We start from the raw sequence: 15,664 nt of genomic DNA on the forward strand, positions 1-15,664 counted from the left end.
CGTCGGGGAATTGCTCCTAGAGGGGATGTCGGGGATTGGCAATTGGGCGACAAGATTGGGAGGTGTGGTGCCTGTCAGGCCGTTATCGCGAGCAAGCTCGCTCCCACCGGGTTCAGCGCAATCCTTGTGGGAGCGAGCTTGCTCGCGATGGGGGCAACTCGGTCCCGGATCAACCCTCGACCGCAGGAATATGCCCGAACATCTCCTGCACAAACGCCACGCGTTCTTCGACGGTCTCGGTAATCCCGCGCGCCTTCAACTCCTCCAGCCGCGCCTCGACCGCATGGGTACGCAACGTCAGTCCGCAATCATTGGCGATCTGGATGTTCAACCCCGGCCGGGCATTCAGCTCGAGAATCAGCGGCCCTTTCTCCTGGTCCAGCACCATGTCCACACCGATGTAACCCAGTCCGCACAGCTCATAACAGCCGGCCGCGAGTTTCATGAAACCGTCCCAGTAGGGCAGTTGCACACCGTCTACTGCGTTAGTGGTGTCCGGGTGTTTGGTGATGATGTTGTTCAGCCAGGTGCCGCGCAGAGTCAGGCCGGTGGCGAGGTCGACGCCGACACCGATGGCGCCCTGGTGCAAGTTGGCTTTGCCGCCGGACTGGCGCGTTGGCAAGCGCAGCATGGCCATCACCGGATAGCCCATCAGCACGATGATGCGAATGTCCGGCACGCCTTCGTAGCTGATGCTCTTGAAGATCTGGTCGGGGATCACGCGGTATTCTATCAGTGCGCGGTCACGGTGGCCGCCCAGGGAGTAGAGGCCGGTGAGGATGCTGGAGACATGGTGCTCGATTTCCTCGTGACTGATGATCTTGCCGGACACCGTGCGATAGCGCCCCTCGAATCGGTCGGCAATCACAATGATGCCGTCGCCACCGGCGCCCTGGGCCGGTTTGATCACGAAGTCGCTGCGACCGCCGATGATCTCGTCGAGTTTGTCGATTTCTTTCTCGGTGGAAATCACCCCGTACAGTTCCGGCACATGAATACCGGCGGCGATCGCGCGTTCCTTGGTGATGATCTTGTCATCGACGATCGGGTACAGACTGCGCTTGTTGTACTTGAGCACGTAGTCTGCGTTACGCCGATTGATCCCCATGATGCCCCGGGCTTCCAGGGCCTTCCAGGTTTTCCAGAAGCCGAACATCAGGCGTCAGCCTTCTTCAGGAAAGCCTTGAAGCGCACCAGTTCGGTCAGGCGGTAGCCGCGATAGCGACCCATGGCCAGCATGAAGCCCACCAGAATCAACAGGATCGCCGGGAAGGTGAACACGAAGTACACCAACTCCGGCACGCTCATGATCAGGTGTGCCAGGGTGGCAGCGAACAAGGTGCCGATCGCCACTTTCATGGCATGCCCGGAACCGCGTTCTTCCCAGGTAATCGACAGGCGTTCGATGGTCATGGTCAGAATCACCATCGGGAACAGCGCCACGGACAACCCGCGTTCCAGGCCCAGCTTGTGACTGAACAGGCTGATCGCGGCAATCAACACCACCACAAACGTCAGCACCACCGACAACCTCGGCAGCATTTGCAGCTTCAGGTGTTCCAGGTAGGAGCGCAGCGACAGCCCCAGCGCGGTAATGATGGTGAACAGCATGATGCCGAACCCGAGCTGGGTTTCGCGGAAGGCCAGGGCGATCAGCACCGGGGTGAAGGTGCCGAGGGTCTGCAAGCCGATCAGGTTGCGCAGGATCAGGATCACCAGCACGCCAATCGGGATCATCACCATGATCATGAAGGTCTGCTGGGTTTGCAGCGGCAGGCCGTACAACGAGTATTCGAGGAAGTTGGCGTCGGTGTTTTCGTCGGTCAGCTTGGCCAGGCGAATGGCGTTCATTTCGCTGTTGTTCATGCTGAAGGTGACGGTGGCCTTCTTGCCGCCATCGACGGTGATCAGGTTTTCGTCGCCGGTCCACCACAGCAAACGGTCGGTCGGCAGGCCTTGTTCGCCGGTTTCCGGGTTGAAGTACAGCCAGTCGGTGCCGTTGAAGCTGCGCAGCCAGAGTTCCGGGGTTTGCGGCTGGTCGGCGACCAGACGGATGGTGTGGACTTTTTCCACTGGCACGTGGGCGATGGACAGTACCAATTCGACGATCTTGGCCTTGTGCCCGCTGGACGGATCGCCGCCCAGCAACAGTTTCACGTTGTCGTCGTTGAGGTTGTTGACCCGCTTGATCGCTTCACCAATGAAGGTTTCAACGTCGGCCGAGTGCTGGCGAATCGGCGCAAGCAAGGCTTCGGCTGCGACTTTTTCTGCGCCTTCAACAGCGATGCTGTCGCGGAATGTCGGGCCTTTGACCTTGGATTTTTCGCCGGTGTAACGCTTGGTCAACACAAGGCGGTAATACAGGGTCTGGTTGCCCTTGGCCCGGCGCGCCGACCAGGTGACCTTGCGGTTACCGTCGACGCGATTCACGGCCACGCCGTAGTTATTGGAGATGAAGCTCTCATTGAGGCTGACGTAATCGCGGCTCAGTGGCGGCACGAACATCTGGATCTTGACCGGGTCTTTGGCACTGGCGACGAACTCGACTTTGGCGTCGATGTTCCACAAGTCGTCGGTGGCGTCTTCGGTCACGGGAATGCCGAGCACGAAAATCTGATAGGCCGTAACTGAAATGCCCAAGACCACCAGGATGGCGATCAGCATTTTCAGATGGAGGGTAAGAGAGCGCATTGGAATTACTCTGCGGTATGAGCGTCGGTGGCGCAGGCGGGTTTGCCAGCAGCGTATTTAAGACTGGGGTCGACCAGCGCATCAAAGCGTTTCAGCGCTTCGGAGCCGATCAGGAGCGGGTATTGGAAAGCGCTCCGGTCGGTAAGGTTCACTTCTATGCTGCGTAATGCCGACCCCATGCAGATATCCAGCTCGATCACCGGACGGGCGGTGTACTTCTTGCCTTCTTCCGGATCGTAGTCGCCGGCACGGCGCTTGATCTTGCTGACGCGGGCCAATGGTCGTTCGATCGGGTGTGTGTGCGCCGCATCGATCGCCAGATAGAAGCGTACCCAGGACTCGCCATTGCGTTTGAAGCGTTTGATGTCGCGGGCACTCAGGGAGGCGGTTTTCGCCCCGGTGTCGAGTTTGGCCGCGACTTCCAGGTTGATGCCGTCCAGCGAGGCGTACTCGTTGAGGCCGTACACGGTTTTTTCCCCCGCCGCGGCAACACCGGGCAGGCAAAGCAGATAAAGGAAGGTGGGGAAGGGCTTGAGTCTCATAAATCCTGGTGCGCAGCGGTCCGTGTTTCGATTCAAGGCCCTGGCATCGCTGCGCAAGCTCCCTCGTATGCCTATCAGCTATTTATGACAAGCAGTGCAGATGTCACAAACAAATGCGGGCGGCATTCTAGCACGGTGGCTTTATGGCGCCAGCGCCGGGAGGCGGCTATAAACAGAGGGGCTGCATCGTGGTGGTGCAACCGGTTATTAGACGATTGTCGACAATACCTATTTATCCTTTGACTGGAAGGTCGTTATTCGCTAGTTTTTGCCGCATCAGCTTTCAAGGTGTCGACAATATGCTCGATCAACTCGATCCCCCGGTCATAGCCCCGGACGAATCGGAAACACTTTCCGAGAACGTCTTCCGGCGCATTCAGGCGGCCATCGTCAAGGGCGAGATCGCCCCGGGCAGCAAGATCTCCGAGCCGGAACTGGCGCGCACCTATGGCATCAGCCGCGGCCCGCTGCGCGAAGCGATCCACCGTCTGGAAGGCCAGCGCCTGCTGGTTCGCGTGCCGCACGTCGGGGCGCGGGTGGTTTCCCTGAGCCATGCCGAGCTGCTGGAACTCTACGAGATCCGCGAATCCCTCGAAGGCATGGCCTGCCGTCTCGCGGCGGAACGCATGACCGTCGAAGAAATCGACGAACTGCGCCACGTCCTTGAAACCCACGAGCGCGACGCCGCGTTTCAGGCCGGTGTCGGCTACTACCAGCAGGAAGGCGATTTCGACTTCCATTACCGAATCATTCAGGGCAGCGGCAATCGCACCCTCACGCAGATGCTTTGCGGCGAGCTTTATCAACTGGTGCGCATGTACCGCATCCAGTTTTCCACTACGCCCAATCGTCCGCGCCAGGCCTTTGCCGAGCACCACCGGATTCTCGATGCCATCGCCGACCGTGACGGCGAACTGGCCGAGTTGTTGATGCGCCGCCACATCGGCGCCTCCAAACGCAATATCGCCCGTCACTACCAGGACGGCGCTAAACCGACAGCCACAGAACGAGGTGAGTCATGAGTTCCAACAAGAGCACTCCAGGCCAGCGTTTCCGCGATGCGGTCGCCAGTGAACATCCGCTGCAAGTGGTCGGCGCGATCAACGCCAACCACGCGCTGCTGGCCAAGCGCGCCGGTTTCAAGGCTATTTATCTGTCGGGCGGCGGCGTCGCTGCCGGCTCCCTCGGCGTGCCGGATCTGGGCATCACCGGCCTGGACGATGTGCTGACTGACGTGCGTCGCATCACCGACGTCTGCGATCTGCCGCTGCTGGTGGACGTGGACACCGGTTTCGGTTCCTCGGCGTTCAATGTCGCCCGCACCGTGAAGTCGATGATCAAGTTCGGCGCGGCGGCGATTCACATCGAAGACCAGGTTGGCGCCAAACGCTGCGGTCATCGTCCTAATAAAGAAATCGTGTCGTTGCAGGAAATGGTCGACCGCATCAAGGCGGCAGTTGATGCGCGCACCGATGACAGCTTCGTGATCATGGCCCGTACCGACGCCCTGGCGGTTGAAGGTCTGGAGTCCGCACTGGAGCGCGCGGCGGCGTGCATCGAGGCCGGTGCCGACATGATCTTCCCGGAAGCCATCACCGAACTGGAGATGTACAAGCTGTTCGCCAGCCGCGTGAAAGCGCCGATCCTGGCCAACATCACCGAGTTCGGCGCGACGCCGCTGTACACCACCGAACAACTCGCCGGTGCCGATGTGTCGCTGGTGCTGTACCCATTGTCCGCCTTCCGCGCGATGAACAAGGCCGCAGAAAACGTCTACACCGCAATCCGTCGCGACGGCACGCAACAGAACGTGATCGACACCATGCAGACGCGCATGGAGCTTTACGATCGTATCGATTACCACACGTTCGAGCAGAAGCTCGATGCGTTGTTCGCTGCGAAGAAATAAGTCGCGCAACTCCCTAATAAATTCAAAATTGGAGGCAGCAATGGCCGAAGCAAAAGTACTCAGTGGCGCCGGGCTCCGTGGCCAGGTTGCCGGGCAAACCGCACTGTCCACCGTGGGTCAGTCGGGCGCAGGCCTGACCTATCGCGGCTACGACGTTCGCGAACTGGCGGCTGACGCCCAGTTCGAAGAAGTGGCCTACCTGCTGCTGTACGGCGAACTGCCGACCCAGGCGCAACTCGACGCCTACATCAGCAAACTGGGCAAGCTGCGCGACCTGCCGCAAGCGCTGAAAGAGGTGCTGGAACGCATCCCCGCCGACGCCCACCCGATGGACGTGATGCGCACCGGTTGCTCGTTCCTGGGCAATCTCGAACCGGAGAACGACTTCTCCGAGCAACACGACAAAACCGACCGCCTGCTGGCTGCGTTCCCGGCGATCATGACTTACTGGTATCGCTTCAGCCACGATGGCAAACGCATCAGCTGTGTGAGCGACGAGCAATCCATTGGCGGCCACTTCCTGCACCTGCTGCACGACAAGAAGCCGAGCGAATTGCACGTCAAGGTGATGAACGTTTCGCTGATCCTCTACGCGGAACACGAGTTCAACGCTTCGACCTTCACCGCCCGGGTGTGTGCATCGACCTTGTCCGACCTGTTCTCCTGTATCACGGCGGCTATCGGTTCTTTGCGCGGTCCGCTGCACGGCGGCGCCAACGAAGCGGCGATGGAAATGATCGAGCGCTTTAGCTCGCCGCAAGAGGCGGTCGAGGGCACCCTCGGCATGCTGGCGCGCAAGGACAAGATCATGGGCTTCGGCCACGCGATCTATAAGGACAACGATCCGCGTAACGAGGTGATCAAGGGCTGGTCGAAAAAACTCGCTGACGAAGTGGGCGACACGGTGTTGTTCCCGGTGTCCGAAGCCATCGACGCCACCATGTGGGAACAGAAGAAACTGTTCCCGAACGCTGACTTCTACCATGCGTCGACGTACCACTTCATGGGGATTCCGACCAAGTTGTTCACGCCGATCTTTGTCTGCTCGCGCCTGACCGGCTGGGCAGCGCATGTGTTCGAACAACGTGCCAACAACCGCATCATCCGCCCGAGCGCCGAGTATGTCGGCGTCGAACAGCGCAAGTTCGTGCCAATCGAACAACGCTGAATGGTGGAGGCTTGCGCAGGGATTTGAACATTACGCAAATCCCTGTGGGAGCGGGCTTGCCCGCGATGATGGAGTCACATTCGACATAAACGTCGCCTGACCCACCGCAATCGCGGGCAAGCCCGCTCCCACAGGGGTTGTGTTGATTTCCGATCCGATACCAGGCCCCACCCTTTGAAATCACCGTGACCGAGTCCTGACCGATGAACACTGAATTCCGTAAACCGCTGCCCGGCAGCCATCTGGATTATTTCGACGTCCGTGCGGCGGTCGAAGCCATCCAGCCCGGCGCCTACGACACCCTGCCGTACACCTCTCGCGTGCTGGCGGAAAACCTGGTGCGTCGCTGCGACCCGGCCACGCTCACCGAATCCCTGAAGCAATTCATCGAGCGCAAACGCGACCTCGACTTCCCATGGTTCCCGGCCCGTGTGGTCTGCCACGACATTCTCGGCCAGACCGCGCTGGTCGACCTCGCCGGCCTGCGTGACGCCATCGCCCTGCAAGGTGGCGACCCGGCGCAAGTGAACCCGGTGGTGCCGACGCAACTGATCGTCGATCACTCGTTGGCCGTCGAGCGCGGTGGCTTCGATCCGGATGCGTTCGAGAAGAACCGCGCCATCGAAGACCGTCGCAACGAAGACCGTTTCCACTTCATCAACTGGACCAAAAAAGCCTTCAAGAATGTTGACGTGATTCCACCGGGCAACGGGATCATGCACCAGATCAACCTGGAGAAAATGTCTCCGGTGATCCAAGTGCGCGACGGCGTGGCGTTCCCCGATACCTGCGTCGGCACCGACAGCCACACCCCGCACGTCGATGCGCTGGGCGTGATCGCCATCGGCGTCGGTGGCCTGGAAGCGGAAAGCGTGATGCTCGGCCGCGCCTCGTGGATGCGTCTGCCGGAAAGCGTCGGCGTCGAACTGACCGGCAAGCTGCAACCGGGCATCACCGCCACCGACATGGTGCTGGCGCTGACCGAGTTCCTGCGCAAGCAAAAAGTCGTTGGCGCGTGGCTGGAGTTCTTCGGCGAAGGCGCTTCCGCGCTGACCCTCGGCGACCGCGCAACCATTTCCAACATGGCCCCGGAATACGGCGCCACCGCGGCGATGTTCTACATCGACCAGCAGACCATCGACTACCTCAAACTCACCGGCCGTGAAGACGAGCAGGTGCAACTGGTCGAGCACTACGCCAAGACCACAGGCCTGTGGGCCGACAGCCTGAAGGGCGCGCAATACGAGCGCGGCTTGACCTTCAACCTGTCCTCGGTGGTGCGCAACATGGCTGGCCCGAGCAACCCGCACGCTCGCGTGGCAACCTCTGACCTGGCCGCGCAAGGCATCTCCGGCCAATGGGACGACGTGCCCGGCCAGATGCCGGACGGCGCGGTCATCATCGCCGCCATCACCAGTTGCACCAACACCAGCAACCCGCGCAACGTCATCGCGGCGGGCCTGCTGGCGCGCAACGCCAACAAGCTCGGGTTGACCCGCAAGCCGTGGGTCAAATCGTCCCTGGCACCGGGTTCGAAAACCGTGGCGCTGTACCTGGACGAAGCCGGCCTGACCACCGAACTGGAACAACTCGGTTTCGGCGTCGTGGCTTTCGCGTGCACCACCTGCAACGGCATGTCCGGTGCGCTGGACCCGGTGATCCAGCAAGAAATCATCGACCGCGACCTGTACGCCACCGCGGTGCTCTCGGGCAACCGCAACTTCGACGGGCGGATTCACCCGTACGCCAAGAATGCATTCCTCGCTTCGCCGCCATTGGTGGTGGCTTACGCCATCGCCGGCACCATCCGTTTCGACATCGAAAAAGATGTGCTGGGGCTGGACGCAAACGGCAAGGAAATCCGTCTGAAGGACATCTGGCCGAGCGACGAAGAGATCGACGCCGTGGTGAAAACTTCGGTCAAACCGGAGCAGTTCCGTCAGGTCTACATCCCGATGTTCGCCATCCACGAAGACACCGGCCCGAAGGTTACGCCGCTGTACGACTGGCGCGAGATGAGCACCTACATCCGCCGTCCGCCGTACTGGGAAGGCGCGTTGGCCGGTGCGCGTCCGCTCAAAGGCATGCGTCCGCTGGCGGTGCTGCCGGACAACATCACCACCGATCACCTGTCGCCGTCGAACGCGATCATGCTCGACAGCGCCGCCGGCGAATACCTGGCGAAAATGGGCCTGCCGGAGGAGGACTTCAACTCCTACGCCACGCACCGTGGTGACCACCTGACCGCGCAACGCGCCACCTTCGCCAACCCGAAACTGTTCAACGAAATGGTCCTGGAAAACGGCAAGGTCAAGCAGGGCTCGCTGGCCCGTGTCGAGCCTGAAGGCAAAGTGATGCGCATGTGGGAAGCCATCGAAACCTACATGGAACGCAAGCAGCCGTTGATCATCATCGCCGGCGCCGACTACGGTCAGGGTTCATCCCGGGACTGGGCGGCGAAGGGCGTGCGTCTGGCGGGCGTGGAAGCGATTGCCGCCGAAGGGTTCGAGCGCATCCACCGCACCAACCTGGTGGGCATGGGCGTGTTGCCGCTGGAGTTCAAGCCGGGCACCAATCGCCACACGCTCGCCATCGACGGCAGTGAAACCTACGACGTGATTGGCGAGCGCACGCCGCGCGCCGAGCTGACGCTGGTGATCAATCGCAAAAACGGTGAGCGCGTCGAAGTGCCGGTGACCTGCCGCCTCGATACCGCCGAAGAAGTGTCGATCTACGAGGCCGGCGGCGTGCTGCAACGCTTCGCGCAGGACTTCCTCGAAGAATCGGCGGTCGCCGTCTAAATCAAGTTGTGCGGACGCGGGACTTCAAGTCCCGCGTCTGTCTTGAAGGAGCACCCATGGCTCACGCACCTCAAATCAAAATCCCCGCCACCTACATGCGCGGCGGCACCAGCAAAGGCGTGTTTTTCAGCCTCAAAGATCTGCCCGAAACGGCACAGATTCCCGGCCCGGCGCGCGACGCGTTGTTGCTGCGGGTGATCGGCAGCCCCGACCCGTACGACAAGCAAATCGACGGCATGGGCGGCGCGACGTCCAGCACCAGCAAAACCGTGATCCTGTCGAAAAGCATCAAGGCTGATCACGACGTCGATTACCTGTTCGGTCAGGTCTCCATCGACAAGCCATTCGTGGACTGGAGCGGCAACTGCGGCAACCTGTCGGCGGCGGTCGGTTCGTTCGCCATCAGCAACGGCCTGGTGGACGCCAGCCGCATTCCGCACAACGGTGTGGCGGTGGTGCGCGTGTGGCAGGCCAACATCGGCAAGACCATCATCGCCCACGTGCCGATCACCAACGGTGAAGTGCAGGAAACCGGTGATTTCGAACTCGACGGCGTGACCTTTCCGGCAGCCGAAGTACAGGTTGAATTCATGGACCCGGCGGCGGAAGAGGAGGGCGGTGGCGGTTCGATGTTCCCTACCGGCAACCTGGTGGACGACCTCGAAGTGCCCGGCGTCGGGACGTTCAAGGCGACCATGATCAATGCGGGCATTCCGACTATTTTTGTCAATGCCGAAGACATCGGTTACACCGGCACCGAGTTGCAGGGCGCTATCAACGGCGATCCGAAAGCACTGGCGATGTTCGAAAACATTCGGGCCTATGGCGCGTTGCGCATGGGGCTGATTTCGACTCTGGATGAAGCCGCCAAGCGTCAGCACACGCCGAAAGTGGCCTTCGTGGCCAAGCCTGCGGCGTACGTTTCTTCCAGTGGTAAAGCAATTGCGGCGGGTGATGTCGACCTGTTGGTGCGTGCATTGTCGATGGGCAAATTGCACCACGCCATGATGGGCACCGCTGCGGTGGCCATCGGTACGGCGGCGGCGATTTCGGGCACTCTGGTCAACCTCGCGGCGGGCGGTATCGAACGCAACGCCGTGCGCTTCGGCCACCCGTCCGGCACCTTGCGCGTGGGGGCGCAAGCCAGCCAGGTGAACGGCGAGTGGACCGTGAAGAAAGCCATCATGAGCCGCAGTGCGCGGGTGTTGATGGAAGGTTTCGTCCGTGTGCCGGGGGATTCCTTCTAACCCCGATCCAGAGATAAACACAAAACCTTGTGGGAGCGGGCTTGCCCGCGATGAGGCCATAACATTCAACATCTATGTTGCTGATACACCGCCATCGCGGGCAAGCCCGCTCCCACAGTTGATTGCATTTCAATAATAAGAACGGCGCCACCCACTGAGATTGAGCCCTGAACCGAGGTCCCATCAACGAAGCACTAACCGAGTGAATCGAACATGAGCACCAACGTCGACCAGAACAACCGCCCCGACTACGACACGGTCCTGCAGGACATTGCCGATTACGTCCTGAACTTCAAAATCGAATCCAGAGAAGCATTTGATACCGCCCGCAACTGTCTGATGGACACTTTGGGTTGCGGCCTCCTGGCCCTGCGCTTCCCCGAATGCACCAAGCACCTGGGCCCGATCGTCGAAGGCACCGTCGTCCCGTTTGGCGCCCGCGTGCCGGGTACCAGCTACCGGCTGGATCCGGTGAAAGCGGCCTGGGACATCGGTTGCATCGTGCGTTGGCTCGACTACAACGACACCTGGCTCGCCGCCGAATGGGGGCATCCATCGGATAACCTCGGCGGCATTCTCTCGGTGGCCGATCATCTGTCGCAGAAGCGCCTGGCCAATGGCGACGCGCCGCTGACCGTGCGCGCCGTACTCGAAGCGATGATCATGGCTCACGAGATTCAAGGCGTGATCGCACTGGAAAACTCCTTCAACCGCGTAGGTCTTGATCACGTCATTCTGGTGAAAGTCGCTTCGACTGCTGTCACCGCCAAACTCATGGGCGCCAATCGCGAGCAGTTGCTGTCGGCGTTGTCCCATGCTTTCGCCGACGGGCAAGCATTGCGCACCTATCGGCATGCGCCGAATGCCGGTTCACGCAAGTCCTGGGCGGCGGGCGATGCCTCCAGTCGAGGTGTGCGTCTGGCCGACATGGCGATGCGTGGCGAGATGGGCATCCCCGGCGTGCTGACCGCCAGGCAGTGGGGGTTCTACGACGTATTGTTCAGCCACAGCAACAGTGATCTGGCGCTCAAGCCAGAAGGCAAACGTGTCTTCAGTTTCTCCCGTCCGTACGGCAGCTACGTGATGGAGAATGTGCTGTTCAAGATCAGTTTTCCGGCCGAATTCCACGCACAAACCGCCTGCGAAGCTGCCGTCACCTTGCACCCGCAAGTCAGAAACCGCTTGCATGACATCGACAAAATCATCATCACCACCCACGAGTCGGCGATCCGCATCATCTCCAAGGTCGGCCCTCTGGCCAATGCGGCGGACCGCGATCATTGCCTCCAATACATGACCGCCGTGCCGCTGGCGTTCGGCAATCTGGTGGCCGAGCAATACGAAGACGCGTTCCACGCCGCGCATCCGGTCATCGATGTGCTGCGCGAGAAAATGGTCATCGTCGAAGATCCGCGCTTCACCCGCGAATACCTGGAGGCTGACAAGCGTTCCATTGCCAATGCGATTCAGGTGTTTTTCAAGGACGGCTCCAGCACCGAGAACGTGGTGGTGGAATACCCGATCGGTCATCGTCGTCGCCGTACCGACGGCATCCCGCTGTTGGAAGACAAGTTCAAAGCCAATCTGGCGACACGCTTCACCGCCCAGCGCACTGCCGAGATCTTTGCCTTGTGCAAGGATCAGGCAGCGCTTGAGGCAACGCCGGTCAACCGCTTCATGGACCTGTTCGTGATCTGACGAACCCAGCACACCCGTAGGAGCCGGCTTGCTGGCGATAGCCGTTACGCGGTGTATCTGAAACACCGCAGCGCTTGTTTTGCCAGCAAGCCGGCTCCTGCTGGTGAGGTGTTAGCCCCTCAACCATTTTTCGACCGGCAATTTGGTGATCGCAAACCCGGTCAACAGGATCGCCGAATAGATCATCAGCTCGCGCGAAAGACTTTGTCCTTCGTACCACGCGCCGATTACCACCGCGAACACCGGAAAAATGATGAACACAAACGACAAAATGATCGGGCTCAAGCGTTTGAGCAGCAAAAAATAAACGATAAACCCGCCCACTGACGCCACCAGCCCCAGGTAAAGCAGGGCGCCCCAGGAGCGCAGGCTGATCGCACTGAACGCTGGCGCTTCGACATTCAGCCCCGCGACAAACAGCATCACACCGGCGATGCCGATCGGTAGCGTGTTGTAGGTGATCACGCTGATAGCACTGCCATGCTTTTTAGTCACCACGTAACACAAGGCATGCATCACCGCCGCGCAGAGAATCGCCAGCACCCCAAACAGTTCGGCATGGTCCAGATGCAAGCCCTGGCTACGGATAATCATGAACAGACTGCCGAAGCCGATGGCGATGCCGAGCACTTGTGACGGGTAGATTTTTTCCCGCAGAAACAGCGCGGAAAACAGCAGGATGAACACGGGCATGCAACTGAACAGCAGGGCGGTGAGACCGGATGAAACGTGCATCTCGCCGTAGTTGAGCAGGTAATACGGCAGGCTGAAATACGACAGCGTGACGAACAGGAAAAACCAGCGGCTTTCCCGTGGGAACAGCAGCGGCTCGCGACGTATCAAGGCGAAGCTCAGGAACAGCGGAAAGGCGATCAGGAAACGCAGGCCGGCGGCGGTCAGCGGCGGCACGGTTTCAACGGCAATTTTGATCCCGAGCCACGTTGTGCCCCAACTCAGGCAAACGATCAGAAACAACACGCTGGTGACCAGCGGGGTCAGCCAGGTTTTTTCGCGGCTTGATGGAGCAGTGAGGGCGATGGGCATGGTCGAGTTCCTGTTGTCGTCGCAATTGACCTGTAACTGCAAAAGGTCTATCCCTGATTGAATCTGTTTAAAGCACGCTATTCGGGACGCAAATGACTGTCAAAGTAAGTATTGCCATGGTGTCAATCCTGCGCGACGGGCTCGTCAATGGACTGGGTGTGAAGTACAAGCGCCTGGCGGACGCCGTAGAAAAAGCGCTCGAGGAAGGCGTGATCGAACCTGGCTGCAAACTGCCGCCTCATCGGCTCCTGGCCGACAGCCTCGGCGTGACCATCGGCACCGTCAGCCGTGCTTACGGCGAGCTCGAACGTGTGGGAAGGGTGGTCGCTCGTGTAGGAGATGGCACTTATGTGCGTCAGCGCGGGATGGAACGTCCGCGAGATGGTGGCTTTCGCAATGTCAGCGATGAGTCGCAGGTTTTTTTCGACATGAGCCGCAATCAGCCGATTCCGGGGCAGGAAGCGCTGTTTTTGAGTCAGAGCCTGCAGGCGCTCGCCCTCGATCCCGAAGCCTTGCAGCACATCAGCGGCTACACCGCCGATGTGGGCTTGCAACGCTATCGTGCGGCGGGTGCCCACTGGTTACGGCACCAGCAATTTGTGCCGGACGCCGAGCAGATCGTGTGCGTGAACGGTGGTCAGCACGGTCTGTTGTGTGCCTTGATGGGGCTGCTCAAGGCGGGCGATACCGTGGTCACAGAGCACCTGACTTACCCGGGGTTGATCAGCGTCGCGCGCATGCTTGGGATCAAACTGATCGGCGTCGCGATGGATGACGAAGGGCTGATGCCGGATGCGCTGGAGGACGTTTGCCGCAATCATCGTGTGTCGGCGCTGTACTGCACACCGACGATCCAGAATCCTACGGCAGCGGTGATGTCCGTCTCACGGCGTCAGGCGATTGCTGAGGTCTGTCGGCAGCACAACCTGCTGATCTTCGAGGATGAAGCCCACGCGGTGTTGGCTCAGCAGCGGCCGTTACCCTTGAGTTATTTCGCTGCGGAGCGCTCGGTGTTGATCGGCAGTCTGAGCAAAGCGGTTTCGGCGGGTTTGCGCGTCGGTTACCTGCATGCGCCGCAACCGTTGATCGGGCGCTTGAGCGCCGCAGTACGCGGAACGTGCTGGATGGCCAGCCCGTTGGCGCTGGAGGTGGCGAGCCTTTGGATCGAAAACGGTAATGCGGCGCAGTTGCTGGCTCGGCAGATAACCGAGATCGGCCGGCGCAAGGCCCTGGTCTGCGGAGCGTTGGAGGGATTGGCGTACAAAACCCATCCCGATAGCCCGCACTTCTGGATCGAAGTGCCCGAGCCGTGGCGGGCTTCGCAGATTGCGGCGGAGCTCAAAGAGAACAATTACCTGGTCGCCACCGCCGAGGCGTTTGCGGTTGGGCATGGGACGGTGCCGCAGTTCATTCGGGCGAGTGTGTGTAATTCGGCGGGGAATGATCGGTTATTGATTCGAGGGTTTGAGGCACTGGTTGAGGCATTAGCCGAGACCGCGTAATCGTTCTTCGCGGGCAAGCCTGCTCCACAGGGACTTCTGTCGTGCACAAATCTTGTGTCCACTGAAGATCACTGTGGGAGCGGGCTTGCCCGCGAAGGCGGCCGGACAGGCGCTAAAGATTTACTTGAACCGCCGCTCCACCCCTTTCTCCACGAGGATCTTCGCCGAAATCTCTTCCACCGAAAAATGCGTGGAGTTGATGTGCGCAATGTTCTCGCGGCGGAACAGATTCTCCACCTCGCGCACTTCAAACTCGCACTGTGCGTAGCTCGAATAGCGGCTGTTGGGTTTGCGCTCGTTGCGGATCGCGGTGAGGCGGTCCGGGTCGATGGTCAGGCCGAACAGTTTGTGCTGGTGCGCGCGCAGGGCGTTTGGCAGGGTCAGACGTTCCATGTCGTCTTCGGTCAGCGGGTAGTTGGCCGCGCGGATGCCGAATTGCATGGCCATGTACAGGCACGTCGGTGTCTTACCACAACGCGACACCCCCACTAGGATGAGGTCGGCCTTGTCGTAATAATGCGTGCGCGCACCGTCGTCGTTGTCGAGGGCGAAGTTCACCGCCTCGATGCGCTCCATGTAGTTGGAGTTGCCGCCGATCGAGTGAGACTTGCCGACGGTATAGGAAGAATGCTCGGTCAGTTCCTGTTCAAGGGGTGCCAGGAAAGTCGAGAAAATGTCGATCATGAAACCATTGGACGTTGCGAGGATCTCACGAATGTCCTGATTGACGATGGTGTCGAAGATGATTGGCCGGAAGCCGTCGGTTTCGGCGGCCTTGTTGATTTGTTGTACCATGGCCCGCGCTTTATCCACGTTGTCGATGTACGGCCGCGTGAATTTGCTGAAGGTAATGTTTTCGAACTGCGCCAGGAGGCTTTGACCCAGGGTTTCGGCTGTGATGCCGGTGCCATCGGAGATGAAGAAAGCAGATCGTTTCATTTGCACCTTGGGCCTTAAGCTAATGTTCATTCTTGGATATGATAGGCGCGATTTGCCGGCCGCCATTGGCCCGCATTCTCACTTATTTTCCAGGTCCAGGCCATACAGCTGGCAAATGCTCCT

Annotated in this window: 12 protein-coding genes; 7 read left to right on the forward strand and 5 right to left on the reverse strand. The window is 60.2% G+C overall.

What is annotated here, in order from left to right; all coding sequences use genetic code 11:
- Positions 1-169: 169 nt before the first annotated feature.
- From F8N43_RS00255 to F8N43_RS00265, 3 genes are read right to left on the reverse strand one after another with little or no spacing between them, the layout of a single operon-like run.
- Positions 170-1,156, reverse strand: coding sequence for an alpha-L-glutamate ligase-like protein (locus F8N43_RS00255; protein ID WP_150637857.1), 987 nt, complete (start codon positions 1,154-1,156; stop codon positions 170-172).
- Entirely contained in the window at positions 1,156-2,691 is a 1,536-nt protein-coding gene (locus tag F8N43_RS00260; RefSeq protein WP_150633978.1) for an inactive transglutaminase family protein, read from the reverse strand. Before F8N43_RS00260 ends, F8N43_RS00255 begins: the two co-directional genes overlap by 1 nt.
- 5 nt (positions 2,692-2,696) lie before the next feature.
- Positions 2,697-3,233 carry an ATP-dependent zinc protease gene (locus F8N43_RS00265; RefSeq protein WP_150633979.1) on the reverse strand — a complete coding sequence of 179 codons (537 nt, stop codon included), beginning with the start codon at positions 3,231-3,233 and terminating at the stop codon, positions 2,697-2,699.
- 299 nt (positions 3,234-3,532) lie between these two features.
- On the opposite strand from F8N43_RS00265, the gene F8N43_RS00270 reads away from it, so the two are divergent.
- The 6 genes from F8N43_RS00270 (at position 3,533) to prpD (ending at position 12,056) form a co-directional block, all read left to right on the forward strand.
- On the forward strand, positions 3,533-4,255 hold the full coding sequence (locus F8N43_RS00270; protein ID WP_150633980.1) for a GntR family transcriptional regulator: 723 nt from the start codon (positions 3,533-3,535) through the stop codon (positions 4,253-4,255).
- Positions 4,252-5,142, forward strand: coding sequence for a methylisocitrate lyase (gene prpB / locus F8N43_RS00275; RefSeq protein ID WP_150633981.1), 891 nt, complete (start codon positions 4,252-4,254; stop codon positions 5,140-5,142). The genes F8N43_RS00270 and prpB overlap by 4 nt, the downstream gene beginning before the upstream one ends.
- A gap of 40 nt (positions 5,143-5,182) precedes the next feature.
- The gene (gene prpC / locus F8N43_RS00280) at positions 5,183-6,310 is read left to right on the forward strand and encodes a 2-methylcitrate synthase (protein WP_150633982.1); all 1,128 of its coding nucleotides are present in this window, start codon (positions 5,183-5,185) and stop codon (positions 6,308-6,310) included.
- A gap of 203 nt (positions 6,311-6,513) precedes the next feature.
- Positions 6,514-9,111, forward strand: coding sequence for a Fe/S-dependent 2-methylisocitrate dehydratase AcnD (gene acnD / locus F8N43_RS00290; RefSeq protein WP_150637859.1), 2,598 nt, complete (start codon positions 6,514-6,516; stop codon positions 9,109-9,111).
- Between the two features lie 56 nt (positions 9,112-9,167).
- Positions 9,168-10,358 carry a 2-methylaconitate cis-trans isomerase PrpF gene (prpF, locus tag F8N43_RS00295; RefSeq protein WP_150633984.1) on the forward strand — a complete coding sequence of 397 codons (1,191 nt, stop codon included), beginning with the start codon at positions 9,168-9,170 and terminating at the stop codon, positions 10,356-10,358.
- Positions 10,359-10,571: 213 nt separating this feature from the next.
- Positions 10,572-12,056 carry a 2-methylcitrate dehydratase gene (gene prpD / locus F8N43_RS00300; RefSeq protein WP_150653033.1) on the forward strand — a complete coding sequence of 495 codons (1,485 nt, stop codon included), beginning with the start codon at positions 10,572-10,574 and terminating at the stop codon, positions 12,054-12,056.
- A 111-nt stretch (positions 12,057-12,167) separates the two neighbouring features.
- On the opposite strand, the gene F8N43_RS00305 is transcribed toward prpD, so the two are convergent.
- Positions 12,168-13,055 carry a DMT family transporter gene (locus F8N43_RS00305; RefSeq protein WP_191630112.1) on the reverse strand — a complete coding sequence of 296 codons (888 nt, stop codon included), beginning with the start codon at positions 13,053-13,055 and terminating at the stop codon, positions 12,168-12,170.
- A 137-nt stretch (positions 13,056-13,192) separates the two neighbouring features.
- Here F8N43_RS00305 and F8N43_RS00310 point away from each other — a divergent pair, with 137 nt between their 5' ends.
- On the forward strand, positions 13,193-14,602 hold the full coding sequence (locus tag F8N43_RS00310; protein WP_150653035.1) for a PLP-dependent aminotransferase family protein: 1,410 nt from the start codon (positions 13,193-13,195) through the stop codon (positions 14,600-14,602).
- A 120-nt stretch (positions 14,603-14,722) separates the two neighbouring features.
- On the opposite strand, the gene F8N43_RS00315 is transcribed toward F8N43_RS00310, so the two are convergent.
- On the reverse strand, positions 14,723-15,541 hold the full coding sequence (locus F8N43_RS00315; RefSeq protein ID WP_008027418.1) for a pyruvate, water dikinase regulatory protein: 819 nt from the start codon (positions 15,539-15,541) through the stop codon (positions 14,723-14,725).
- Between the last annotated feature and the right edge of the window lie 123 nt (positions 15,542-15,664).

The organism is Pseudomonas fluorescens, from assembly GCF_902498065.1.
Classification (GTDB): domain Bacteria; phylum Pseudomonadota; class Gammaproteobacteria; order Pseudomonadales; family Pseudomonadaceae; genus Aquipseudomonas; species Aquipseudomonas fluorescens_BJ.